The sequence below is a fragment of the Palleniella intestinalis genome (assembly GCF_013166595.1).
Lineage (GTDB): Bacteria > Bacteroidota > Bacteroidia > Bacteroidales > Bacteroidaceae > Prevotella > Prevotella intestinalis.
Map to the genome: position 1 here is coordinate 55017 of NZ_JABKKG010000004.1, position 24212 is coordinate 79228.

At 52.3% G+C, this 24212-nt stretch carries 17 protein-coding genes and 1 riboswitch; of the genes, 5 read left to right on the top strand and 12 right to left on the bottom strand.

Annotated elements, in window-relative coordinates; all coding sequences use genetic code 11:
• The first annotated feature begins 81 nt into the window (after window positions 1–81).
• Together HPS57_RS06805 and HPS57_RS06810 are read left to right on the top strand one after the other, a co-directional pair.
• Window positions 82–1266: an MFS transporter gene (locus HPS57_RS06805; RefSeq protein WP_172181489.1), complete on the top strand. Its 1185-nt coding sequence runs from the start codon at window positions 82–84 to the stop codon at window positions 1264–1266.
• A 38-nt stretch (window positions 1267–1304) separates the two neighbouring features.
• Entirely contained in the window at window positions 1305–2186 is an 882-nt protein-coding gene (locus tag HPS57_RS06810) for a carbohydrate kinase family protein (protein WP_172181491.1), read from the top strand.
• A gap of 135 nt (window positions 2187–2321) precedes the next feature.
• Here HPS57_RS06810 and HPS57_RS06815 read toward each other — a convergent pair whose 3' ends face one another.
• The 4 genes from HPS57_RS06815 to HPS57_RS06830 all read right to left on the bottom strand — a co-directional run bounded on the left by HPS57_RS06815 (window position 2322) and on the right by HPS57_RS06830 (window position 4221).
• Window positions 2322–2423: a smalltalk protein gene (locus HPS57_RS06815; RefSeq protein WP_168354637.1), complete on the bottom strand. Its 102-nt coding sequence runs from the start codon at window positions 2421–2423 to the stop codon at window positions 2322–2324.
• Between the two features lie 98 nt (window positions 2424–2521).
• Complete coding sequence (locus HPS57_RS06820) at window positions 2522–2971, bottom strand: HU family DNA-binding protein (protein ID WP_135940044.1); 450 nt, start codon at window positions 2969–2971, stop codon at window positions 2522–2524.
• A 158-nt stretch (window positions 2972–3129) separates the two neighbouring features.
• Window positions 3130–3639, bottom strand: coding sequence for a D-Ala-D-Ala carboxypeptidase family metallohydrolase (locus HPS57_RS06825; RefSeq protein ID WP_253946492.1), 510 nt, complete (start codon window positions 3637–3639; stop codon window positions 3130–3132).
• Between the two features lie 213 nt (window positions 3640–3852).
• On the bottom strand, window positions 3853–4221 hold the full coding sequence (locus tag HPS57_RS06830) for a hypothetical protein (RefSeq protein WP_172181492.1): 369 nt from the start codon (window positions 4219–4221) through the stop codon (window positions 3853–3855).
• A 919-nt stretch (window positions 4222–5140) separates the two neighbouring features.
• Window positions 5141–5369: riboswitch (cobalamin riboswitch) on the top strand.
• Between the two features lie 17 nt (window positions 5370–5386).
• On the opposite strand from HPS57_RS06830, the gene HPS57_RS06835 reads away from it, so the two are divergent.
• The 3 genes from HPS57_RS06835 to HPS57_RS06845 all read left to right on the top strand — a co-directional run bounded on the left by HPS57_RS06835 (window position 5387) and on the right by HPS57_RS06845 (window position 11871).
• Window positions 5387–7390 (top strand): TonB-dependent receptor plug domain-containing protein, encoded by a 2004-nt coding sequence (locus HPS57_RS06835; protein ID WP_172181493.1) that lies wholly within the window; start codon window positions 5387–5389, stop codon window positions 7388–7390.
• Between the two features lie 112 nt (window positions 7391–7502).
• A complete protein-coding gene (locus tag HPS57_RS06840) occupies window positions 7503–8753 on the top strand; it encodes a YncE family protein (protein WP_172181494.1) in 1251 nt (416 codons plus the stop codon).
• A gap of 205 nt (window positions 8754–8958) precedes the next feature.
• The gene (locus HPS57_RS06845; protein ID WP_172181496.1) at window positions 8959–11871 is read left to right on the top strand and encodes a DUF4465 domain-containing protein; all 2913 of its coding nucleotides are present in this window, start codon (window positions 8959–8961) and stop codon (window positions 11869–11871) included.
• A gap of 173 nt (window positions 11872–12044) precedes the next feature.
• Here HPS57_RS06845 and HPS57_RS06850 read toward each other — a convergent pair whose 3' ends face one another.
• The 8 genes from HPS57_RS06850 to HPS57_RS06885 form a co-directional block, all read right to left on the bottom strand.
• Entirely contained in the window at window positions 12045–13817 is a 1773-nt protein-coding gene (locus tag HPS57_RS06850) for a RagB/SusD family nutrient uptake outer membrane protein (protein ID WP_172181498.1), read from the bottom strand.
• 41 nt (window positions 13818–13858) lie between these two features.
• Complete coding sequence (locus HPS57_RS06855) at window positions 13859–16915, bottom strand: SusC/RagA family TonB-linked outer membrane protein (RefSeq protein ID WP_172181500.1); 3057 nt, start codon at window positions 16913–16915, stop codon at window positions 13859–13861.
• Window positions 16916–17451: 536 nt separating this feature from the next.
• On the bottom strand, window positions 17452–18579 hold the full coding sequence (locus tag HPS57_RS06860) for a glycosyltransferase family protein (protein ID WP_172181502.1): 1128 nt from the start codon (window positions 18577–18579) through the stop codon (window positions 17452–17454).
• Between the two features lie 81 nt (window positions 18580–18660).
• Entirely contained in the window at window positions 18661–19761 is a 1101-nt protein-coding gene (locus HPS57_RS06865) for a glycosyltransferase family 4 protein (protein ID WP_172181504.1), read from the bottom strand.
• 18 nt (window positions 19762–19779) lie between these two features.
• Window positions 19780–20685: a glycosyltransferase family 2 protein gene (locus HPS57_RS06870; protein ID WP_172181506.1), complete on the bottom strand. Its 906-nt coding sequence runs from the start codon at window positions 20683–20685 to the stop codon at window positions 19780–19782.
• Window positions 20686–20697: 12 nt separating this feature from the next.
• Complete coding sequence (locus tag HPS57_RS06875; protein ID WP_172181508.1) at window positions 20698–21696, bottom strand: M28 family peptidase; 999 nt, start codon at window positions 21694–21696, stop codon at window positions 20698–20700.
• A 117-nt stretch (window positions 21697–21813) separates the two neighbouring features.
• Complete coding sequence (locus HPS57_RS06880) at window positions 21814–23538, bottom strand: gamma-glutamyl-gamma-aminobutyrate hydrolase family protein (protein ID WP_172181510.1); 1725 nt, start codon at window positions 23536–23538, stop codon at window positions 21814–21816.
• A gap of 127 nt (window positions 23539–23665) precedes the next feature.
• Window positions 23666–24145, bottom strand: coding sequence for an Lrp/AsnC family transcriptional regulator (locus HPS57_RS06885; RefSeq protein ID WP_172181512.1), 480 nt, complete (start codon window positions 24143–24145; stop codon window positions 23666–23668).
• Window positions 24146–24212: the final 67 nt, after the last annotated feature.

Genomic DNA, 24212 nt, shown 5'->3' on the forward strand with positions numbered 1-24212 from the left:
GTCAACTTGTCAATCTGACGAATCTGTCCAATCTACAACCTATAACCTACCCCCCCCCAAAAAAAAAAAACATCCTCAACAATGGAAAACAACAAAACTCTCGCTGCCGGCCGGAAATCATTGCTGGTGCAGATCATCCCGGTCATGCTGTGCTTCTTCGCCATGGGGTTCGTCGACCTCGTGGGCACAGCATCCAACTATGTCCAGAAAGACCTCAGCCTCACCGACTCACAGGCTAATCTATTCCCATCACTCGTCTTCTTCTGGTTCCTCATCTTCTCAGTGCCTACAGGACTGCTGATGAACAGGATAGGACGCAAGAACACTGTCCTCGTGTCGCTCGTCGTCACCCTCGCATCGCTCGTCATACCTGTCTTTGCCGACAGTTTCACGGCCATGCTCCTGGCATTCTCCTTCCTCGGCATAGGAAACGCCATAATGCAGACATCGCTCAACCCACTCGTGAGCAACCTCATGAGCTCCGACCACCTCGCTTCCACACTCACCTTCGGACAGTTTGTCAAGGCTATAGCGTCATTCCTCGCACCTATCCTCGCAGCATGGGGAGCGACAACCATCATGCCTACTCTCGGACTCAACTGGAAAGTGCTCTTCCCTATCTATGCCGCCGTGTGTGTCATCACCATCGCCATGCTCGGTGCAACTCCCATCGAGGAGGAGCAGCCTGACAAGGCATCAAGTGTGACGGACTGCATACGTCTTCTCGGCCGTCCGTTCATCCTCCTGTGCTTCCTCGGGATAATGTGCCATGTGGGCATAGATGTCGGCACAAACACCACAGCACCGAAAATCCTCATGGAACGCCTCGGCATGACTCTCGAGGCTGCCGGGTTCGCGACAGGCGTCTACTTCATCTTCCGCACCGCCGGATGCTTCCTCGGCTCGTTCATCCTGCGCTCCTGCTCCGCAAGGAAATTCTTCACCGTAAGCGTGGTAATGATGCTCGTGGCGATGATAATCCTCTTCTCGGCATCCTCGCTCTACCTCATCTATGCCGCCATAGCCATGATAGGCTTCGGCAATTCCAACATCTTCCCCGTGGTCTTCGCACAGGCTCTTAACAACAGCCCGAAGGAGAAGAACGAAGTCTCAGGACTTATGATTATGGGACTCTTCGGCGGCACAATCTTCCCGCTCGCCATGGGCTTCGCCAGCGACCTCATCGGAGGACAGTCAGGGGCAATCGCAGTGATGACCGTCGGAGCGGCTTACCTCCTGCTCTACTCCGCACGTATAAAGAAATAAATATCTTAAAATCATAATCTTAAAACACATACAAATCTATGAACAAATTCATCGTAGGTCTCGGAGAGGCTCTCTGGGATGTCCTTCCGGAAGGAAAGAAAATCGGCGGCGCACCTGCCAATTTCGCATACCATGTCTCACAGTTCGGACTTAAAAGCCTTGCAGTGAGCGCAATAGGAAAAGACAAGTTGGGCGAGGAACTCCTTGCCAATTTCGATGACAACGGACTCAACTACCACATCCCTGCCGTGGACTACCCTACCGGCACCGTGCAGGTGGAAATCGACCAGGCTGGCATCCCGCAGTACAGCATCAAGGAGAACGTGGCGTGGGACAACATCCCTTTCACTCCGGAACTTGAGGAAATCGCCCGCAACACTCGCGCCGTATGCTTCGGTTCGCTGGCGCAACGCTCCGTGGTCTCACGCACCACAATCCTAAACTTCCTCGACGCCATGCCGAAGGACGAAGACACTCTGAAAGTGTTTGACATCAACCTCCGCCAGGGATTCTATAACAAGGAAATCATCTGCGAGTCCCTCCGCCGCTGCAACATACTGAAAATAAACGATGAAGAGCTTGTCACCGTAAGCCGTCTGAAAGGCTATCCGGGCATCGACCTTCAGGACAAGTGCTGGATACTCCTCGGCAAGTACAACCTCAAGATGCTCATCCTCACCTGCGGCGTCAACGGCAGCTATGTCTTCACCCCTGGCAGCGTGTCATTCAAGGAGACCCCTATGGTGGAGGTTGCCGACACAGTGGGGGCAGGCGACTCGTTCACGGCGGCTTTCCTCTCCTCAATCATCAAGGGCAGATCCGTAGAGGAAGCCCACGAGACAGCGGTGAACACCTCAGCGTTCGTATGCACCCAAAACGGTGCCATGCCTATACTCCCGAAGGAGATTATCGGAGAATAAATAAGTGGTTAGTGTGATGTGTAAGCAAAAATACACACGCACAAAAAAAATGTTAGTTGTTTTTATATTAAGAAAAGAGTGTCGCTCATTCCAATTGACGGCACTCTTTTTTCGTTACACTGATGATGTTTTTTTTTACAGACCATAGCAGCTTGTCACACCAATCGAGGTGCCTATCGCCGTAAGAATGGCGACAATAAGCTGGATAATGTATTTCACGGTTTCTTTTTTAGTCATGTTTTTAGGTTTTAGGTTGATGGTTTTAGGTAAAAAAGAGGAAAAAGGGTGCGCCCTCCCCGATTCCAAAACGGGAAAAGAGGGGAAGGCGCAAAGTGTCAGGCAGCAGACTCCTTGACAATGTTCTCAGGAACCCTGGTACACTTGGTGCCATAGGTGAGAACGGAGATCACCTTGCCGGAAGCGGTGTCCTTCTGCTTTGTCGGGAGGAAAAGCACCCTGGTGCCCACAATGTTCTTCTGGACAGAGAACTCCTCAAGGCTTTCGGCACCCTTGCTGCGGAGTGACATCTTGAAAGTGCCGAGACCGTCGAGTTTCACGGCATAGGAATTCTGGAGCTGGGTCTTTATCTCATAGATGAGTGCCTCTATGCAGCCCTTGACATCCGACTTGGTGAGGGAACATTTCTCCTCTATGCGCTCGGCAATCTTGTCCGTGGACACTGTGTTTACGATGACGGCATTGGCGTACCACTTGTTGTTCGCAGGGTCTACACGACCGTCTGAATACTTGCGTTCGATTTTCTTGACTTTGTAAAGTACTGGCATAATAAATTAAATGTGTTTGTGTTGTTAGAAAAATAAGGTTAATTAAAAAAAAAACAGTATTGACAATTGTGTCGGTAATGACAGTATTGTCGGGTCGGTTGGGTCGGTCAATATTGTCAATAATGACATTACTGACATTACTGTCGGAATTCCCGACCCTACCCCACCTTCCGCAGCGCCTTGGCGGAATTGTCAGGCATCTCGTAGTGCATGAAATGCTGGCGGCGCAGACGCTCGATGCTGTACGAGACATGTATCCACTGGGCATTGTCCCTCCTGCGGCACTCATAGATGAGCTGGTCATAAGGCAGCGTTTGGCGGATGAAGTCAAACATCTTCTTCCCCACCTCCGCATTAGGGACAAAGATGTCGGCAGCCTCGCCGTAAAGGTGCTGTGAGAACTCCGCCCCGCCCACAGCCTCGTTGACCTTCTTGGAACGATAGGCGCTCGTGATGCGCAGCACACCGAACCTGCGCCTCAGAGGTTCAAGGACATTCTCGCAGAGCAGCCGCAGATTGACCACCGCAAGCTCCGTGGGCTTGTTGTCCCACCCATGGCGTATCGCCGTGGCAGAACGGCTCATCTCCGTAATGGTGAAATGCTCAGTGAGCTTCTCGCGCTCCGGCTCTCTGACCGGGAAAGGGTTCATCATGATTGTGTTTTCCATAGTAAAAAGAATGATTGTTAGGTTTTTCAATGATTGTTCAAGTGCTTGTTTTGTTTTGACGATGCAAAGGTACAACATTCTGCAAGCGATTCCAAATTTTATGGGGGTATGAATGGGGGTATCATGCCCAAAGCCTTACGGTCAGTGCTGAAAATACGGTCAGTTTTGTCAGTAATGTCATTATTGACACAATTGTCAGTACTGTCGTTGCCGTTATCTGACAATCCCCTCCCAGAACCGCTCCAGCCCTTCCCTGCCGCCGGCCGAAGCCGCCGACTCCATCCTGCTGACAAGGCTCGCCCTGCGAACCCCTTTCCTGCCCTCTGCACGGAACGCCTTGGAAGAAGGGTTGCGAGGAGGGACCAGACCGAAAACCTTGAACACACGCCCCACAAGATACGTGAACGTGGCATAGCTCCCGTCCGCCATCACTATCCCGCAATGGTAGTAGACCTCATGAAGCAGTTCCAGAAGGTCCCTCTTCGTGCCCCTCCACTGCAAACCGTCCTTCTCCTGCATTGACAGCAGAAGCTTCACTTTCTCCGTCATCTCCACGATGACCATACGTCGTAATTCCTTCATTGTTCTTTGTTTATTCGCCCCGCCGTCACGCGACAGGGCACTGTTCTTACTCTCAGCGGCAACCCATCGGTCTGCACTTCTCTATTATATATATTACAGCTATATATCACAGCCAAGACAGACCATCCCACTGTTTCGGCTGCGAAATTACACTATAATAGTGAACAATAAGTTCACTCACTCCATTTTCTTGGTTAAAAAACATTATATATTAAATAATTTTCAGTTAATGTTTCCATATAGGCAATGTCTCGTTCCACTGAAACCGCAAAATGTCTGATTGCCTTGGTTTGTGTCTTTTTCCGGTTCTTGCATGATTTCCAACAGCTACTTATGCCAAAAGGTTACGCTTCACTCGCATTTCCATTACCTTTTGGACGGTGAAGGGTAGGCTTTTGCATGGTTGTTGGTAACCTTTTGCAGCACGGAATGTGTGGATAAGTCACGAAAAAGCGTGGAAAAGCCGGGATAAATGGTGGAAAAGATGTGAAAAGCGATGTGGAAAAGGCGTGGGTTATCAACAGCGGCTTTTCTTTCAAAAGTAGGGGACGGTGGAGTGGGGATAACTCGCGAAGTTATGATTGTACTTTCCACAGGTTATTGTCAGCAGGGCGGCGGAAGCTAAAGTGCTGAGAGTAAGGGAGGAATGATGGGGTGGAAGAGGGTTTTCCACAGTTTCCACGGTATATAATAATCATTATAGTATTCTTTTTAAAATAATAAAAGGAATATATATATTGATGGTCAGTGCTGACAATTGCGTCAATGCTGTCAGTATTGTCAGTGTTATCAGTATTGTCAATCGTGTCAGTACTGTCAGTTTTGTCAAGTCGGTCAATACTGTCATTACTGACACAACTGACAATATTGTCAGAAAAAAAATCTCCCCAAAAATTTGGAATTCTTTGTGAAAAGCATTAACTTTGCAACCGCAATTGGTTCTCCGCATCCGCAAGGGTGACGGGGCTAAGATGGGAACGCGGTGAGATTCCGCGACATTACCCGATGCTGTGAGTCCTTTCTTTCAAGGGCAGCCACCAATCGCCACTGGACCGCCAACGGAAACTCTGTTGGCAATTTGTCCGGGAAGGCGGGCTGCCTCGTAACAAGGATAAAGTCAGAAGACCTGCCAATCTTGCCAATAGTAACAAGTGCCCACGGGATTATGGACACGGAAAAAACAAATCTTATCATGACCTATGACAGAAGGGCCTTGCGGCTCATCATGTTCGTCTGCACCATACTCATCTCATGCCCGTACTGTCATAATGTGCAGGCGCAGGACTCCTTTCCTCCGTCCGCCGACGGCAATGGGGGAGGGTGGCAGGACACTATCGCCACGGTCAACGTGTATGGCAGACGGCCGCTTGCCACGCGCCAGACACTCGCCGGAAAGGAGCTGCAGGCTCTCTCGGCGACAAGCATTGCCGACGCCCTGAAGTATTTTGCCGGTGTGCAGATAAAGGACTATGGAGGACTGGGCGGCATGAAGACCGTCAACGTGCGTTCCTTGGGCGCGCAGCATGTGGGCATCTACATCGACGGCATACGTGTCACCAACGCGCAGAACGGCACCGTGGACCTCGGGAAGTTCTCCCTCTCGACAATGGAGACCGTGGAGCTCTACAACGGCAACAAGCTCGATGACTGCCAGTCGGCATCGGAATATGCGTCAGGGGCGACTGTCTACCTCCGCACACGCCGTCCGCAGAAGGACTCTCTCTCGGCACAGCTGAGGACAGGGTCGTTCGGGACATGGATGGCTAAAGTCAATCTGCAGGCAAAGCGGCGAGGGTGGGCAGGCTTCATCGACGTAGAGGGCTTGACCACAAAGGGCGACTATCCGTTCCGCTACAAGTCGGAATATGAGGACACCATCGGCCGGCGCAAGAACTCCGACATAAAGTATGGTAGGGTAGAGGGCGCACTGTTCAATGGCGGTTTTTCCTCGCATGTCTATTACTACTATTCCGAGCGAGGCTGCCCGGGAGGGATAGTGCGCAGGCTCTCTGACAAGTACACCAATGTCGGCAGGGAATGGGACGGCGACTTCTTCATACAGTCGGCTTACTCACGGCAGTTCGGCAGCCACCGCATAAAGGTCAATGCTAAGTATGCCAACGAGTACCTGCACTACTGCACGGACTATCCCGAGAACCAGAACACTGCCCGCGTCGACAACCATTATCGTCAGGAGGACCTCTATGGCGCTGCCTGCTACAGTTGGCAGCCGTGGCAATGGCTCACGCTGAGCACAAGCTACGACATACGCTATTCGAAGCTGCATGCCGACCTGAAGTATTTCGACACTGTCCACCGCACTGACCAAAAGCAGGTTATTGCGCTGCAGACTGACTGGAAAGGTATACGTTTTGCAGCGTCCCTGCTTCATCAGCATTACAAGGACCACACACGCACCCATGCCGGTGCGGCAGACCCGCTTGACAAGTTCACTCCTGCCGTATCGCTCGCTTATTCGTTCCGCGGACTGACCATGAGGGCGTGGTATAAGAAAATCTTCCGCGTGCCGACGCTCAATGACCTCTACTATACGCAGACGGGCAACCGCAACCTGAAACCTGAGTACACGAAGCAGTGGAACATCGGTGCGGAATGGCGGCATGCCACACGCCTGTGGACATTCTCCGTGCAGGCTGACGGCTACATCAACAGGATTGAGAACCGCATCGTCTGCTTGCCGCTGAAAGGCACTTACACATGGTCGATGATGAACTACGGCTACACATTCTGCCGCGGACTGAACGCCACAGGCAACGCACGCCTGAACCTCCGTGACTGGAGCTTCTCGCTGCTCACCTCCCTGACATGGCAGCGTGACCTTGACCGCACGGACGCTGAGAGTGAGACCTATGACAAGCCGATATGCTATTCGCCGACCTTGTCCTACGGACTGACGGGCATCATCGGGTGGCGCAATCTCTCGCTGACGGTCTCTGACCTCCATGTGTCGGAGCGCATGTGGTCATACGCTGACCAGGAGGATGTGCTCAAGCCGTACAACAACATTGACCTGAAGCTCTCCTGCACATGGCGCAACTATGGCATGACGCTCGAGGTGAATGACCTACTGGACGAGCAGTATGAGCACATCCCGCGCTATCCCATGCCGGGACGCAACTACCGCCTGACGGTCAGCTTCTCGCTGTGATCATTAATAATGTCAGTATTGACAATTATGTCAGTACTGTCAGTTACGTCAATATTGTCATTACTGACACAACTGACAATATTGTCGGAAAAAAATAAAAAAACAACCACCAATGAAAACAACCCTCACAACCCTCCTCCTTGCCCTCCTCGCCCTTACGGCCTCGGCACAGGAGAAAATCATCCTCCTCAACGAAGGCAGCTGGCAGTCCGACAATGCGCGCCTGACCTATTTCGAGGACGGCCGCATAGTAAGCAACAAATGGTTCCGCGACGTGAACGGCCGTAAGATAGGCGACACGCCGACCGACATCATACAAATCAATGACAATCTCATCGCCATTGCCGTCAACTGGTCAAACATCGTGCAGTTCATCACCCCTGAAGGCAAGGCGGTGGCAGCCACGGAGGATGTGCCAAACAACAGGAAACTGGCAACCGACGGACGGTATGTTTACGTGACAAGCTACGCCCACGAATGCGGAGCGATGACCTTCACAAAGGGCTATGTGGCAAAGATTGACACCGAGACCTTCAAGGTCGTGGCAGCCACGGAGGTGGGCTATGAACCGGAAGGCATAGCCTGTTATGACGGACACCTCTTTGTTGCCAACTCCGGCGGCTACGCCTTCCAGGAGGGACACGACTACGAGAGGACGGTGAGCATAATCGATGCCGCGACAATGAAGGTCGTGAGGACCATAGACACCGGAGTGATAAACCTTTATGGCAAGATGTCGCAGAGCGGAAAGTTCCTTATGATAAGCTCTCCCGGCGACTACTACGAGAACCCGGCACGCAGCATCGTCTTCGACTGCCGCAAGGCTCTCGACGGCGAGGCAAACTGCTTCACGGTGCTACCGTTCCCTGCCACCTATAGCACGGCGACAAGGGAAGGCACGTTCCTCTGCATAGGCTCATCCTATTCATATCTCACAGGCGGCTATGAGTTCTCCCACCACACCATCAACCCTTCCGAGGTCATGGCGTCAGGAGGGACAAGCGGAGTGGGGGAGGAGTTCCCCGGCACCGTGGCAAGGGACATTGAGGCATTTGCGCAGCCTTACGCGCTGTATATGAACCCATACACAGGCTATATTTACGCTACCGATGCCGGAGGCTATGTCTCCGGAGGAAAGATGATGCAGTGGGACAGCAACGGCAAGCGTCTCGGCGAACATAGCGTGTACATCAATCCCGGACATTTCCTCGCCCTTCCGCCTGACGGCAAGTTTACGGGAATCACGGAGGTTGCCGCCCCAAGGTCTGACGGCGCTTTCTACGACCTCAGCGGCAGGCGTGTCACCAACCCTCTCTCCGGCGGTATCTACATAAAGGACGGCAGGAAGATAATCAAGAAGTAAGTTTTTTAATTATGTTATGTGGATGATTTGCGACGCATATCCTTCCGCGCCCCATGGTGTGGAAAGATATGCCCAAATCTCCTTTTATCCCTGTAAAAGCAAAAGCCATGAGAAAACTGTTCACTATCATCAGCATCTACATCAAGAATGTGAAGAGGGTTATATTCCGGAAATAATACTTTTATATAAACAAAAACAAAAATCAATGAGAAGAATCTTTACTTCCCTGCTTGTGGCGGCACTGGCTGTCATAAGCGTCTCCGCGGCAAACGTTGTCGTGAAGATGAACAGCGTCTCCAAGACAATGACGCTGGCAGAGAAGGCGACAGGAACCGCTGTCGCCACAGGTGAACCATCGGGCACAACCTACACTTTCGAGGCGAAAGCCGGCGAGTATGTCCTCACAGGCTATGCCTCTGACGGTGAGACCGTTACCGGAACAACAGAGCTTGCCGTAACAGACGAGGCAAAACAGGAGTTCACCGTGTTCACCGTCACGGCGTATGCCACAAACAAGAAGACTGTCCTCGTGGACGGTGAGGAGAAGAGCGTGGACTGGGAGGAAGGCACAGACTACTCCGTCACAACCTTTGCGGCAGGCTGTGAGGGCGAGACACGCACAATAACTCTCGGCAAAAGCACTGCCGGACAAACAACCTTCAATGTGCTGAGCGGCGACAGCTACCGTGTGGCGCTTGTGCCTTCAGAGGAGCGCGCAGCGGAGGGCTATCTGCCGTTCACACAAAGCGGTACGGTGACTTTCAACGTCACTGTCGGCAAAACAATCCCTATGGGCTATGCCTACACTGTCACCACACCTGCCGATGCCGAACTGCTTATCGGACAAAAGACGGCGCATTTCGTGGACTTCACAAAGGTTGAGCCGAAGAGTGTTGTCAATGAAGGCGGTGTGAAGAGGCATAACTATGTCCTTGCTTCCGGACAGCAGTACAACTTCCGCACATGGCGTGAAGGTGGCTTGACAAACGCCGGAATCTTCACCATGAATGCCGATGAGGCTAAACGCCCTGTGCTGGCTTTCACTGACGCTGACTACACGACGGCAAGCCCTGCATTCATCGACCGTGACGTGAAGTCCAATAAAGGCTACAACGTTGCGGACATCTTTGTGAACATCAATGAGAGGGGCAACCTCAAAATGAATGTCGGCGACTCTTTCGATGCTCATGCAATGCGCTCATGGGAAATCGTCGACGGCATAACAAGCAACTACTTCATCGAACCTGATTTCCACTACACCGTGCTGGACGAGAACGGCAGGCCTGACAACTCTGTCATCGGCATAGAGCAGGAGCAGGGCAGCGCATGGGCGACAATCAAGGCTAAGAAGGACGGCACTGCCATTATCCTTGTGGGATATGATGCTATAAGCACTTGTATGTACAATAGCAACGGCGAGAAAAAGGATATGGCTGGCGGCTCACTGTGGGGCGCAATATGGCCCGAGAACACTGCCGCTTATGTTGTCACGGTAGGAGGGAAGGAGAGTGGCATAACTCCTAACATGACCGTCAATGCCGGACGCAACACTGCCGACAAGAAACTCGCTGGCGACAATGTCGATGCAGAGCTTGATGTCTTCTACTATCCGGCAGGGACTGACGGCCATGCCTACACCTTCAAGCCGGAGGGTGTGCAGACAGTCACTGTGGCTTATCCGGAATTTGGCTCTGCCACAGCCACTTACAAAGGCTTCTCTGCCGAGGGCGTGAAGAAGAACGAGGACGGTTCTTTCACCGTACTGCTGAAGCATGGACGACAGATTGTGAAGCTCGAGGCAGAGAACGGTGCTGCCGAGTACCAGGTGATGACTGCGAAAGAGGTGGCTTACACTCTCACAAACGCCACAAACCCTGAGAGCGAGACTTTCAGCGCAGGCGACAAGGTGGACATCGTGTTCAACACTCTGTTCCACCCTGCAAACAAACTTGCCGGAATATATAATTTCCGCGCTGCCATAAACTATAACAAGACCTCAGAAGGTGTTGTCCTTGGCAGTGCAAACGCCAACCAGTATGCGTTCGCTTCCACAGAGAAGGCGCAGACCCTCTCCCTCACCCTCCCTGCCGATTGGGACGGAAAGGAGAATGTGAAGCTCTCCGAAGGCTCTATCTGCATCACTTATTTCGGTGACCCTCTCGGCAGCCACCGCACCGTGTCACGCCTGAACGGACGCAACCCTAATTTCACCGCTGTGCAGCAGAGCACATTCCTCTGCTCACTGCCTGACATCGTGATAGGCAATCCTGCCGTCCATGACCTTGCCGTTGCGACTCTCGAGGATGTGGAGCTTGCCGAGGACAGCCACATGCCGCAGTTCACTGCAGAGGACGAGGAGGCTATGGGCTTTCAGAGCGGTGACTTCTGGTTTGACATGTACGTGATGAGCGAGTATGAGACATGGTGGGGCTATGGCGTCGCCAACCACACTTCAACGGTCTATAAGGAGTTTGCCGACCAGTTCAACTCCTGCACAGGAAAGGGTGCCGGCGGCTCAAAGAACTATGGCATCGCGTATGTCAGTGATTTCATGGGACCTGTAAATGTCACCCTCACCACGGATGAGATGATGGCTGTGCCGGGCGTACAGATTACAAACGCCGCATGGAGCCTTTCTTCAATGGCTAACGGCGACGGTGTGGCAAAGAAGTTTGGCAAGGGCGACTGGTTCAAGCTGACTGCCACAGGTTATGACGATGAAGGCAACGTGACAGGCACAAAGGATTTCTATCTTGCCGACTGCCGTTCGGAGGACAAGGCGGAATGGTTCATCCTCAACGAATGGGCGTTCATGGACTTGTCTTCTCTCGGTGCCGTGCGTCAGATTGGCTTCACTCTCTCAAGCAGTGACAACGGCATTTATGGCATGAACACCCCTGCCTACTTCTGTTATGACAACCTCGGATGTGAGGGCACGGAGGAGACTCCAAAGGGCAATTACAATGATGTTGTGACAGCGATAAGCAATGTCAGCCCATCGGCTGTTGCTCCTCAGCAGCGCTTTGACCTTCAGGGACGCCGGCTCAAGGCTGCACAGCGCGGCGTGAACATCATCCGCACCGCTGACGGCAAGGTGATGAAGGTGGTAAGACGGTAATTGGACACTAATGTCATTATTGACAGTACTGACATTATTGACATAACTGACAATACTGACATAACTGACAATACTGTCAATATTGATAATATCCACAGAAGAGGCGGACATCCATCACGGACGTCCGCCTCGATTACTTGTATGTTTTTTGTTTGCAGTGAAGCGGCAGACATTCAGAAGGCAGGATATCCCGGATTCTGAATGTAGCGTCCTCCTGAGAAATTGTATTGCGGGAGAGGGATAGGATAGTATTCATCCTTACCTTCCGTAAACTTTGCGCCTGAGTAGTAAATACGATTATCACATTCTGTCTCAAGGTAGGAATTCATCACTTTGTCAGCAATTCCCCAGCGTACGAGGTCGAAGAAACGCTCGCCTTCGAAGGCTTTTTCAAGACGTGTCTCGGTGCGGAGTGCCTGTCGCGCATAGTCTTGTGTCCATCCTATGGCAGGATATTCCTTGATGAGATAGTTGGCGGCAGGCTTCGTGTTATCGTTGAAATCCTTCACGCAAGGACTGTCGGCAGCGCGGCGGCGAATCTTGTTGATGATGTCGCGCGCTGTCCCGAGGTCGTCACCTATCTCAATGAGAGCTTCGGCCTTCCAGAGAAGGAGGTCGACAGTGCGGATAATCTGCCAGTTGAGCGATGATGCTCCCCAAGGCCAGCCCTGATACATGTCGCCTGACTCAGGAGAAACCCAGAAACGCTTCACACAGTTATGACCGTAAGTCTCGCGGTCGCGTACCCATGATTGGCATGGCGTGTCGGTGTAAGTCTTCCATGTTATGCCCGGGCGTCCGATGACAAAGTCAAGGCGAGGGTCAACGGTGTGGTCAGCGTTGGAGAGGATTTGTGTGTTGTCGTCTATGAATTTCACTACAGAGAAGTCAGGCAATGACTGATAGTTGAACACCGGCAGACCGTTCTCGTCAGTCTGGTAGGCGTTGATAAGGTCCTGTGAAGGGAGGAAGAATCCGTCGCCATGATAAGGCGAGTTGCCACCGGGAGAGTTAAGGAGTTGGCTCCAGTTGATGCGTCCGGCAGAAGGGCTGCCGTCATTCATGGAGTACTGTACAGAGAAGACAGACTCTTTTCCGTTCTCGTTAGCTATAATGTCAAGTCCCTGGAAATCAGAGAGAAGGTCGTAGCGTCCTGTTGCGAGCACCCGGTCGATGAGTGAGACAACCTCCCCCAAGAGGGTTTTATCCACGCTGACAACCTTATTAGTTGTCTCATCCTGCTTGTAAGCCTGATAGAGCTTCACTTTTGCAGCATAAGCGAGTGCCACGTATTTATGTATGCGTCCTACCTCCGGTTGTGTCTCAGGCAGCACATTGGCAGCGTCAAGGAATTCTTTGGCAATCATGCCGAGCAGTTCGTCGCGTGAGTACTTGTCGTTAGGGATGCCGATATAGTCCGGAGTCTCAACATTCTCGTCGAAATAAGGGACTTTCTTGAACAGGCGGACAAGGTCGAAGAAGAAGTGGGCGCGCAGCACTTTCATTTCTGCTATGCGGCTCTGCCTGTTCTTTATCTCGGAGTCAGAATAGCTGTTAAGCACTTTGAGAGCAGCGTTGGTGCGCTGGAGCTGGCAGTAGAGGCGGTACCATTTGTTGTCAAGGTTCCAGTTGCTGGCATCGACATCGAAGATTTCCATGCGGTGTATCTCGTTCACATCACCTGTGCCGCCGCCACCTTTGTAAGCATTGTCGGACCGCACTTCGCCGTATGCCCAGTTGTTTGCAGGGTAGAAGCATCCGTTGTCCTGCTCGTTCACTCCGCCGAGGGCGGCATAGGCTGCGTTGCAAAGGAGTTCCGCGCCTTCGCTTGTTCCCATCACTCCGTCGTTGAGCGAACCTTGTGGGGTGTTCTCCAAAAAGTCGTTTGAGCAGGAGGACGTAACAGCTGCCATTATGATTGTTGGAAGGATATATTTGAGTTTCATGTTATTGCTTTTGTTTGTATGAGTCTGTTTTTGTCATTTTTTTAGAAACCGAATTGCAATCCGATTGTATAGTTGCGAGGAATGGCGTAAGGATAGCCCAGTCCTTCGGGGTCAGCTCCGTTGTAGCTTGTGACAGTGAACACGTTCTGCGCCTGGAAATACAGGCGGGCATTGGTGAGATGGAGTTTGTTCTTAATGCTCTGTGGCAGAGTGTAGCCAATAGTCAATGTCTTCAGCCGGAGGTAAGAACCGTTCTCCACATAGTAGCGTGAAAGCTCATTCTCGTTGTTGCTGTTGTTGGTTGTTGGCGCAGGGATGTCGCAGTTGTAGACACCTGTTGTGAGGTAGTCCTCATAAGCGTTGGCAGCCTCAAGCAGTCGTGTGGAGTGGTTGCCTGTCCAAAGCTGGAAGAAGTCGGTGTAGTACTTGGAGTTGTTGTAAGCGTCCCTGAATGTCGCGCTGAGGAACGCGGAGAAGTCGAAGCCCTTCCAGTTCAGTCCGAGGTTGAGTCCGAGCTGTGCCTTAGGGAGGTCGCATCCGAGCCATGTGCGGTCGGCGGAGCTTATTTTGACGTCGTTGTTGGTGTCAACATACTTCAGTCGTCCCACTTCCGGCTTGCCGAACTCTATCTGATATTTTGAGCAATATTCGTCAACCTCCTGCTGTGTCCGGAACACGCCGTCAGTCTCGTAGCCCATCCATGAGCCATAAGGCTGTCCCACGAGGGATTTGTCGATGCCGTTGCCACCGCCGTAAGTGTAGTAGATGTCTTCAAGGAGTGATGTCACCTTGTTCTTTGTCACAGTGACGTTGAAGCCTATGCTATAGTCAACCTCTCCGGCATGGTCACGCCAGTTGAGCTGTGCCTCAAAACCCTTGTTTACCATCTCTCCGCCGTTGTACCAGCAGTAGCCGCCTTCACCGATGATGGCGATGTAAGGTTTCTCCACGAGCATGTCCTTTGTCTTCTTGTGGAAATAGTCAAACGAGCCATACAGTCTGCCGTTGAGCATGGAAAAGTCAATGCCGACATTGGTTTGGCAGGTCTTCTCCCATGTAAGGTCAGGGTTTGTGGAGCGAATCTTGTAGGCACCGGGAGAGAGAGTTGTGCCGTCGCCGTTCATGTTGTATGAGCTTGCCTGAAGGCTCACGAGATATTTTGTGTAGAAAGCCTCATTGTCGATGATGTCATTGCCGTTGACGCCCCATGCTGTGCGCAGTTTGAGGTCGTTGAGCCATGACTTTGTGTTCTCCATGAACTTCTCCTCGCTGATACGCCATCCTGCCGAGAATGACGGGAACACGTCAGAATTGTTGTCATGGCTGAGGCGTGAAGAAGCGTCGCGGCGTATTGTCACAGAGGCAAGATAGCGGTTGTCATAAGAATAGTTTATCTTTCCGAAGACGGAGTACATGGTGTAGTTGCTTGCTCCTGCGCCTACGGTCTGTCCTGCTGTTGTTGAGGAGAGGTACTGGTAGTTAGGGTCTTCGATGGCAAGTTTTGTGCCGAAGCCGTTCATGTCCTCAGTATGGTATTTCTTTGCTTCGATGCCGAGTAATCCCATAAGTGAGTTTTTTCCGAAGTCAATGTTATATTGCGCAGTGTTTGTCCACACCCAGTCGGTACGCTTCACCGTTGACTGTGTCAGCTTGTTGACATCGTCGCGAAGCCATTTTGGCTCGAAAGTCTTGTTTGTCTCGTTGTAGTAGTTTACGCCGAAGTTTGTCTTCAGGATAAGGTTCTTGACAGGTTCTACGGAAAGATAGGCGTTGCCAAGGATGCGCCAGTACTCGTGGTTGTTGTTGGAGTTCATCTCTATGAGGCGCAAGGCGTTTGATGTATCGCCGAGTACATCAGATATGGCGTCGTTGTATGCGCCGGAAGCGTCATAGACAGCCTTTGCCGGATGCTGCTTCACGGCGTTCTCCTCGATGCCGTCAGGAGCATAGTGAGCCTTCCACCAGTTGATTGTGGCATTGCCGCCAACCTTCAGGCGGTTGTCAATGAAAGCGTAGTCAGAGCCAAGGCGTGAGTTGACGCGCTGGAAGTCAGTGCCTTTGACGATACCGTCATGGTCGAGGAAACTGAGCGAGAATGCCGTTGAGCCATTCTCAGAGCCGCGCTGTAGCCCCACGGTGTAGGTCTGCATGAGGGCGGTGCGGTGAATCTCGTCCTCCCATGATGTGCTTTGCGGAAACACGTCTTCCCCGTTGAGGTTTTTGTAAGTCTGGAGGGAAGGAGTGGCTCCGTTGCCATAGATGGCACTGTTAGGAGTGGTCCCGTTGTTGGCGTTGCGGAAAGCGGTCCAGTAAGTCTGTCCCCACTGGTCAGCGTTCAAGAGGTCAAGCCCCTTGTTGTAAGTCTGGATTTGCAGCGAAGCGTCGAATGTCACGTGGCATTCACCCTTCTTTGCGCGCTTTGTTGTAATGATGATGACACCGTTGGCAGCCTGCGCACCGTAGATGGCAGCCGATGAAGCGTCCTTAAGCACCTGTATTGATTCAATGTCGGAAGCGTTGATGATAGTAGCGATGTTATCGCGTGTCATCACGCCATCGATGATATAAAGCGGACTGTTGGCATCGCCGCGGAAAGAAGAAGCGCCGCGGATGGATGTTGATGTTGATGTGCCGCCTGGAGTACCGTCGGTGACGATGTTCACACCTGCCACTCTGCCTTGCAGAGCCTGCATCACGTTGCCCGTAGGAGTGTCAGCCACGTCCTTCATCTTCACCACGGAGACAGAGCCGGTCAGGTCGGCTTTCTTCTCTGTGGAATAGCCGACAACGACAACCTCCTCAAGGAGTGCGTTGTCCTCCAGCATTGCCACCACCATACCGTCTTTTGCCTTTGCGGTCTGGTTGGTGTAACCGATGTACGAGAACACGAGTTCCGCGCCTGCAGGGACCTTTACGGTAAAGTTGCCTTCGATGTCCGTCAGCACACCTGTGTTCTGACCTTTGCACACGACCGAGGCGCCGAGCAACGGCTCATTGTCAGTCTTTGACACGACAGTGCCATGCACCGTGATGTCCTGTGCTGCCACTCCCAGAGAAGTGAGGAGTGCAAGTAAGAAAATGATGAATGTTTTATTCATAGATATAAAGTTTTATGATTGTGTTTTCTTGTTGCCTTGGTTGATGGTTTTCACTCCATGATTATGTTTTTTTTCAAGTCTTGTCAGGTTTTCGTGGTGCAAATTTATGCTTTATATCTTTAACGTACAAACACAAGGGTTGCATCTGCTGGAAATAGTGTTACATGCAACGAAAATAGCATCGAATGTAACGTGGGTTCGACGAAATTGCAATAATGTGCGGAGTATCAGCAAGTTTCTTTCAGGGTGGTTCACTGTTTCACGGTGCAGAATCACTTGCCCTGAGACATGTAGCTTCACGCTCTGCATGACAAAAGGTAACGTTTTTTCATACAGAGCCTTACCTTTCACCGCACAAAGCCTTACCTTTCACCACACAAAGCCTAACCTTCCGTAATGCAAAATGATATGGCTCTGAGAAAAAAGCAACAAAAGAATTATTCATGTGCGACATTTTCATGATGTTCCTTATGTGGAGTCGGCAAGAGAAAGAGCCGCGTCACACTCTGTTTCTGAGTAATGATACGGCTCTTTTTTTATGTCTTGTCATCGTATAGCAGGGACTTGTAGAGGCTTTCATATTGCCGTGCCACCTTGCGGTAGTCATGGTGGCGTCGCACATATTCCACGGACTGGCGTTTGAGTTCCGGGATGCGCTCTCGGTGGTGGATAAGGTTCTTCAGTTGGGCGTAGACACTCTCGTAGGACGGCAGCACATTGATGATGGGTCGCAGTTCATGCTCGTTGATGATCTTGTAGCTCTCCGGTTCTCCTCCTCCGATGTCGATGATGCCCTTTGACATGGCGAGGAGGGAGTTCATGGACGGTGTGTAGCTATAGAGCTGGTCAAGGATGGCGTCGCTGCCCTCCATGATCTGCTTGTACTCGTCATAGGGCACGCTCTCCACGATGCGCAGTTCGGCGAGGTGAGGGAAGTCGCGCACGATGTCCTGTGCCGCCCGTAGCATGATGTCCGTGCCTTTCACTTCGCTGCGTTCCTTCTGTATGCCGATGAAGAGCTTCACTTTCTTGCCCACGGAGAATTCCGTAGGAGTGTTTTCCATGATTATGGGCAGCGGGATGAAGGACAGTTTTTCGGGATAGACATTGCGGTAGCATGCCCAGTATTCGTAGAGGCAGGCTACGATGTGGTCGCAGTCCTTGGCGATATGGCGGCATATTCCCACCTCGTGGCGGGAGTCCTCTATCCATTGTTCGCGCTGGAGTGTGGCGGCACTGTCGTGCCTGAGTTTGTTGCCAATCCTTTGGTCGCTGTAGCGCAGTGCGTCGGAGTGGAGCATCTGTTCCACGATGTGCGGGTCGTCGCCGAAAGAGCCGAGGATGATGTGGCGGTTATGGCGTCGGATGAAGTTGTAGAACGGTCGCAGGTGTGTTCCGCGCAGTTCGAGGAACATGGGGTTGCTCAGCTGCACGATGTCGTAGCCTTTGCACCGGCGGAAGATTGGCAGCAGGTGCCGGAGGTAGTCGATGAGTGCCAGTTTGCCGTTGATGTCCGTGCGCCGTTCGAGGCAGATGTCGTAGGCGGGGAACCGGTGCCATGCTGTCCTGTTGCTTATGCAGCGCACCTCGTGGCCTTGTTCCGCGAGTCCTGTGGCGAGGTTGCTGTGGAGAGTGCTCGGATTACCGAAGAGCAGGATTTTCATTGGGTGGTTATAGGTTGGTCAGTACTGTCAATTGTGTCAGTATTGTCAGTTTTGACGGTTCAATATTGTCAGTACTGACAGTTATGTCAATATTGACTTAAAGATTCTCAGCCATTGCGCCATGATTGGTGCCGGACGGAAGAGTGTGGCGCGCCGGAGGGCTGCCTGTCCCTTCTCCTTGCGCAGTGCCGGGCTGCTGATCAGCGCGGAGATGCAGTCCGCCATGAGTTTGTTGGAAGAGGCGTTTCGGCAAGGCACGAGGAATCCTGTTTTGCAGTCACAGCCGTTTATCGCTTCGTCCTCTTCCGCCATGACCTCTCGCGGACCATACGGGCAGTCGAGGGAGACAATGGGCAGACCGCACATCATCGCCTCTGCTATCACTATGGAGAAGCCTTCCGTCTTTGATGTGGCGATAAGCATGGAACTGTCCAAGTATTCTTCCACGATGTTTTTTGCCAACCCTTTGAGTTCCACGGAACTGCCGAGGTTTAGCTCACGGATGCGCCGTTCGAGGATTGGGCGTTCCTCCCCTTCGCCGAAGATGTCAAGATGCCAGTCCGGATGCTGCTTCATGACCAACGCCCAAATGTCGAGAAGGCGCATGAAATCCTTCTCCTTGCACAGCCGTCCCACGGCTATGCACCGCTTCGCCGTCAGTGGGGCGGGGTGGGGCGGAGTGATTTCGGTGAAGTTATGAATCACCTCTATGCGCTTTGCCTTCAGGAACTCCAGTGCATCCCCTTTTGTCAGGCACACAATGGCATCCGCGCGCCGTTCCATGAAGCGGTAAATCCATGGGTGGTTCATTGTCGAGCGAGGCTGGTGGGACTCATAGATGATGCGCCCTTTCCATGAGGTCAGTGCCGTGAGGAACGATCCTACGGCGCGGAAGACAATGGTCACGTCAGGGTTCAGCCGCTTCACCTGATTGTTGAACCGCCGCAAAGCCCACGGCAGGGTGAGCATATAGCCTCCGGGGACAGGCGGCAGTGGCACATTGAGCCTTACATGCTTTACGCCAGGGTGGAAAGGATATGCTGGCGGCACACTGTCGTGCCACACGGTCATCAGTGTCACCTCATGGGCGGTGTGTGCGGCAAGATAGTTGATTTTGTCGGTGATGATCCGCTCCATGCCTCCCCGGCATGACATCTTTTCCATGACGTAGAGTATCTTCATTCTATGCGCGATATATGGTTACTGTATTTTTCCTTTCATCAATGAGGAGAAATATCCTAATTTGTACATTTGGAAGAGCAGTAGCGAAGGGTTCTTGCCGCAGAGGTTATGCCGCATCAGAGGGCGCAGCACACTGAATGCCGCTGTCACACAGGGCGTGATGTGCAGCGTTTGGAGTTTGGAGTAATATCCAAGCAGTTTGGAGTAGCCGGTAAGGTCGTTATGGAAAGCATGGAGTGTCCGCATGGCCTCCTCTGTCTTCTGTAGGAAATGCTCGTTTTTCTCCAGTGTATTGTACAGCATGACATTGTCAATGTGCGAGATGCGTATGCCCTCCTGCCGGAGTCTTTTGCCCCATTCGATGTCCTCATATCCGTAGGAGCGGAATCGTTCGTCGAACGGGATTTTCTCCATTATGTCCTTGCGTACAAGGAAGTTGCATGTCCTGAAATTGCGGTACGGTCTTGTCTGCCGCATCTCTGCATGGTGAGCGTCGAGACTTCCCTTTTCGTATCGGTATCTCAGGTTACTCGATGTCAGGTTTGTGTCTGCATGCACGGCACATCCGCCATAGATGACGGGTGCCGGTGTTGCCGTGAGGACATATTTCTCAAGATAGTCTTCGGATTCGGAGGACAGTCCGCAGTCTACGAAAAGCAGCCATTCATGAGTGGCGTTGGCAGCAAGGAAATTGCGTATTGCAGCGCGTCCGACATTGTCTTTTCTTATGATATGCCGGCAGTGGGGCAGGGCTCTTATGGAGTCGTTGCGCTCTATTGCTGTCTTGTCGGTGGAACCGTCCTCAGCCACAATGATTTCGTACGACAGTGAGCCGATTCTTTCAGCTTGCTGTTGCAGTGCCTTGACGATGTCGGTGCAGACGGTGTTATAGGCCGGAATCAGTATGGATAGTGCTTTAATCATAGGCGTGGGAGTCTATTCGCTGTATATGACCTGTATGACAGTCTGTCCGACAGCCTTGAGGGTCTCTTTTGAGATATGGTCCATGGTGTCGTTGACAGTATGCCATGTAGGGCCGAAGGACGATTCCTTGCAGTCAGGGTAGTAGGGGATGATGTCGATGCATGGGATTGCCGCCACCTCGTTGACAGGGACATGGTCGTCGGTGACATATCCTCCGGCGGAGGAAGGGAAATGGGTGCCGTAGCCTGCCGTGGAGGCTGCCGACCACACTTTCTGCACAAGCTGCTGTGCGAACTGCAGGGACATGCCTTCCTGGTGGAATTTTGCGCCTTCGCCGCCCACCATGTCGAGGAGGATGCCGAAAGAGATGTTGCCGGAAGGGTTCTTGGCATATTCCTTTGCCCAATGCTGTGCACCGAGAGCCCATGGGTCGTCCACTTGTGATTCGCCCTTGTACCATTGCGGTGTGCCATAGTCCTCGGCATCGAAGCATACAAAGTCCACATCCACATTGGCGGAGTCGGCAGCGTTGAGCAGTCGTGCCACTTCGAGCATTACGGCTATTCCCGATGCTCCGTCATTGGCCCCGATGACCGGTGTGTGGTGGTTCTCCGGGTTCGGGTCGTTGTCTGCCCACGGACGAGTGTCGTAGTGGGCGCAGAGGAGTATGCGCGGACGTTCTGTTGCGGTGCTGTCGGAGGATGTGCGGCGGGCGATGATGTTTGTGGAGCGCAGCATTGTGCCGTCATAGGCTTTTAGGTCGGCCTGTTGCAGCTCCACGGTGCATCCGTGGCGTTGGAACTCTTTGGCTATCCAGTCGCGGCAGCGGTCGTGTGCGTCGGTGTTCATCGTGCGTGGTCCGAAGTCGCACTGTTGCTTGCAGTAGATGTATGCGGAGTCGGCGCAGAATTCCGGCCCTGTGGCAATGGGTTCTTCTGTTGTCTGTGATGTGCCGCTGCTCTTGCAGCTTGCCATGGCGAGGAGTATGGAGAAGAGGAGGATTATTCTCATGGGTTGTGGGTTATTTTTTAAGGGGTCAGTATTGTCAGTATTGTCAATTGTGTCAGTACTGTCTGTTTTGACGGGTCAGTACTGTCAATACTGTCATTATTGACAATATTGTCGGAATTATTTCTGTTGTTGGGCTTGTCGCATCACTCTCAGCCAGTTGCCGCCCCAGATTTTTGCGATGTCGCTGTCGGAGAATCCGAGGCGCAGGAGGCGTTCTGTGATGTGCACCAGTTCCGATGCGTCAGAGAGTCCCGGCACACCGCCGTCGCCGTCGAAGTCAGTGCCTATGCCCACGTGGTCGATGCCCATGATGTCAATGGCATGGGCAAGGTGGCGGAAGAAGTCGTCGATGGAGACATCGCCTTCGCCAAGGAATCCGTGGTAGAGGGTCAGCTGCATGACGCCGCCTCGCTCTGCCAAGGCACGCATCTGGCTGTCGTGAAGGTTGCGAGGGTGGTCGCACAGTGCGCGGCAGTTGGAGTGGCTGCACACTATCGGTGAGGAGGACAGTTCGAGAGCGTCCCAAAACGAGCGTTCATGGGCATGGGAGAGGTCGACAAGCATCCCTTGTCGGTTCATCTCTCTGACTACTTCCCTGCCGAAAGGGGACAGTCCGCCGTGAGTCTCCGTGGTGCGTGCGGAGTCGCAGATGTCATTGTCTCCGTTGTGGCACAGTGTGATGTAGGTCACGCCGCGTTCTTTGAAATGTTTGACATTATTAATATCATGCTCGAGAGCTATGCCGTTCTCTATTCCCGGAATTATGGAGTGTACGCCACGGTGCTTGTTGCGGAGAATCTCTTTTGGAGTCCCTGCCACAGCTATCCTACCGTCTGATTTGCTGCATATTGCCTCAATCTTGTCAAAGATGCTGTCGGCGAATGCTTTAGGGTGCTCCGGCATAGGGTTCTGCGGAAGGTAGCATACCATCTGCACGGCGTCAATCATCCCCTCGTCCATCTTGTGAAGGTCATAGAGGATGCGGGAATCGCGTGTGAGAAAATCAACGTTCTGCGGGAAAAACATCGGTGTGTCGCAGTGGCTGTCAATGGTTACCATGCTGCGGTGCAGGCTTTTTGCCTTGCGGAACAACGCCGCTTCGCCGACAATCCATTGGAACAGCGGCAGCCCATTGTCGGCAAGCTGTTCGGGATGCCATTGCACACCGAGAATCTGTCTGTGCTCCGCGGATTCCATTGCCTCTATGGTTCCGTCGCAAGCCTTTGCCGTCGGGCGGAATTTCTCTCCGCAACGGTCCACTGCCTGGTGGTGGAAAGAGTTCACATCGATGCGTTCCGCATTATAAAGTTTGTGGAGCAGGCTGCCTTTCTCGAGTGTCACGCTGTGGGATGTCTCTGTCTTTGGCGTTGTCTGGTTATGCTCTGGCAGAGCGATGTCTTGCAGGACATGCCCTCCGAGAGCCACGGCAAGAGTCTGCATGCCGCGGCATATTCCGAGCATAGGGATATGGCGGTTGTAGGCAAGGCGGCACAGTGGCAGCTCATGCCTGTCGCGTATCTCGTTGAGTGACAGAGTGTCCGTCCATGGCTCTTCGCCAATCCACAGCGGGTTGTGGTCAGCGCCGCCACTGAAGATTATGCCGTCGACGACAGCGAGTTGTGAGAGGAGAATCTCTGCATCTTGCTCTGACAATCGTTCGTCATCGGTGAAGGTCATTGGGGGAAGGAGCAGGGGCACTCCTCCGGCACGCTCCACTTGCTCACAATAACGCTGGCGGAGAGAAAAATCCTCTCCGCCGGCGTTTGTTGTTATTCCTATCACAGGCTTGTCGGCAGTCTCCCGGCAACCATTGTACACAGGTTCAAGAAACTTGTCAAGCATTGTTTGGTTGTGGGTTGTAGGGATTGGGTTGCGAGGTTATGGGTTATGGGTTGGACAGTACTGTCAATATTGACAATTTTGTCTAAAACAACCCATAACCCACAACCTCCAACCCAAAACCGGTTTCTTATTCCTCGGATTTGCAAGTAACAGGGATTTCTCTCTTGATGGACTGTTCAAGAGAGATGAGAGTCTCGGTGGAAACCACTCCCGGGATGCTCTGGAGGTCATCATTAAGGAGGGTCATAAGTTGCTCATTGTCACGTGCATAGAGCTTTACAAGCATTGTGTACGGTCCTGTTGTGAAATGGCATTCCACAATCTCGTCGATATGTGAGCAGCGTTCTGCCACTTCGCGGTACATGTTGCCTTTCTCCAGTCGGATTCCCACGTAGGTGCAGGTGTTGTAGCCGAGGGATTTTGGGTTGATGTTGAATGAAGAGCCGAGGATGACACCAATCTCTATAAGTCGCTGCACACGCTGGTGGATGGCTGCTCGTGACACTCCGCATTCTGCTGCCACGTCCTTGAATGGCATGCGTGCGTTTTGTGACAGAATGTTAAGAATTTTCTTGTCCAGTTCGTCGATTTTATCTGCCTTCTGCATGTTTTATTTTCTTTAGTTGTTATAATTATTACAATGTGATAGCAAAAGTACTAATTATTAGTGTAAA